Below are 2,211 nucleotides of genomic sequence, written 5' to 3'. Positions count from 1 at the left end.
GGGGTGGGGCTGGCGGCGTAGTTCGGGGAGGAGGCGGGTCAGGTCGTCGAGGAACAGTTCGGCCAGGTCTGCCGAGAAGCCGTTGCGGCATACGACCCGTAGGACCGAGAGGTCCTCGCGGTTGGCCGGGAAGGTGTACGCCGGGACCAGCCAGCCGTGTTCTCGTAGGCGGCGGGAGATGTCGAACACGTCGTACGTCGTGACGTCCGGGGCTGTGGTGAAGGCGAAGACCGGCAACTCGTCGCCCCGGGTGAGGAGTTTGAAGTCGCCCAGGGCCTCGATGCGGTCTGCGAGGCCTCGGGCCACGTCTCGGGTGGACTGTTGGACCGCGCGGTAGCCCTCGTGGCCCAGGCGCAGGAATGTGTAGTACTGGGCTACTACTTGGGCGCCGGGGCGGGAGAAGTTGAGGGCGAAGGTGGGCATGTCGCCGCCCAAGTAGTTGACGCGGAAGACGAGTTCCTCGGGGAGGGCATCCTTGTCGCGCCACAGGGCCCAGCCGACGCCGGGGTAGACCAGGCCGTACTTGTGTCCCGAGGTGTTGATCGAGGCCACGCGGGGGAGGCGGAAGTCCCAGATCAGGTCCGGGTCCAGGAAGGGCGCGACCATGGCGCCGGACGCGCCGTCCACGTGGACCGGGATGTCGAGGCCCGTGCGCTCCTGGAGCACGTCGAGGGCGGCGCACAGGTCGGCGATCGGCTCGTAGGAACCGTCGAAGGTGGAGCCGAGGATGCCGACCACGCCGATCGTGTTCTCGTCGCAGAGTTCGGCGGCGGCCTGGGGGTCGAGGTGGAAACGGTCGCCATCCATGGGGACTTGGCGCGCTTCGACCTCCCAGAAGTTGCAGAACTTCTCCCAGCAGACCTGGACGTTGACCCCCATCACCAGGTTCGGGCGGGCGGCCGGGTAGCGGTCCTTGTTGCGCTGAGTCCAGCGGCGCTTGAGGGCCATTCCGGCGAGCATGCAGGCCTCGCTGGAGCCGGTTGTCGAACAGCCGACGGCGGTTGACGGGTCCGGTGCGTTCCACAAGTCGGCGAGCATGGCCACGCAGCGCTTCTCCAGCTCCGCTGTGCGGGGGTACTCGTCCTTGTCGATCATGTTCTTGTCCCGGCACTCCGCCATCAGGACGCCGGCTTCCGGCTCCATCCAGGTGGTGACGAAAGTCGCCAGGTTCAGGCGGGAGTTGCCGTCCAGCATCAGCTCGTCGTGCACGAGCTGGGCCGCCGTCATCGGCGCCAACGGCCCGTCCGGCAGCCGGTGTTTGGGCGGCGCCTCGGTCATGCCGCCGACCGGATTGGCCTCCCCGAAGAAGGGGTTCACCGACATCGGGCGCTCGTCGGGCTTCTCGGGACCTTTGTGCAACGGCATGGGCGTGCCTCCGATAAGGATCAAAAGAACCAACGGGTACTAGCGAACCGGAGTTCCGTCCGCGCGCAACTGCATCTGCGGTCTCCCGGTCACCAGCAGCCAGGCCGGCAGCGAGGCGATGCAGAGAAGGGCGAGGATCGCCGGGGAGGCCACCAGGACCGCGGCCGTGAAGAGGCTCACCCAGCCTTGTCGGGTGATCGCCAGGAGCATGCCCAGGACGCCCGCGGCGACCGCGAGTGCCGGGTCCACGGCGGGCACGACCGCGTGGGCGAAGAGGCCGAACGCGACGCCGATGAAGACGGAAGGGAAGATCCGGCCGCCCCGGAAGCCGCAGGACGCGGCGACCAGCAGTGCCGCCAGTTTCACGACGGTCATCGTCGCGAACTGGCCCGCCGACCAGCCCTCGGGGTCTGCCGCGAGCTCCCCGACCTCGTCCAGTCCCTTGAAGAGCGTCAGATGGCCGCCCACGGCCGCCAGGAGGCCCAGGACCAGTCCTCCGGCCGGCAGCGCCAGCATGGGGTGTCTGAGGCGGGAGAAGGCGCCGTGGGCGTACGGGAAGAGGTAGACGGCCACCATGCCGAGCGCCGCCGCCAGGGGTGCCAGCACCAGGACGGCCAGCAGATCGCCCCAGCCGGGTCTGCCGAACGCGGGCAGATGCAGGTCGAAGGTCGGATGGGCCACCAGGGTGGTCGTCATGGCGCCCGCCCCGGCCGCGGCGAGCGGCGCGAACACGTTGTCCCACAGGGCTCCCTTGGTCTGCCGCCCGGCCAGCGCCTCCGAGATGAGCAGTGCCGCCGCGACCGGCGTCCCGAACAGCGCCCCGATCGTCGCCGACTCCGCCAGCGC

General features: G+C 69.5%; 2 protein-coding genes. Both read right to left on the bottom strand.

Features of this window, described 5'->3' with window-relative positions; all coding sequences use genetic code 11:
* Positions 1-1,365 (bottom strand): glutamate decarboxylase (gene gad, locus AC31A1_RS50450; protein ID WP_489659757.1); only part of this gene is annotated, 1,365 nt, incomplete at its 3' end.
* Positions 1,366-1,404: 39 nt separating this feature from the next.
* A partial coding sequence (locus tag AC31A1_RS50445) for an ion channel protein (RefSeq protein WP_489659756.1) occupies positions 1,405-2,211 on the bottom strand: 807 nt, incomplete at its 5' end.

Source organism: Streptomyces sp. P5F9 (assembly GCF_057961495.1).
This window is presented reverse-complemented; position numbering and strand designations above follow the sequence as displayed.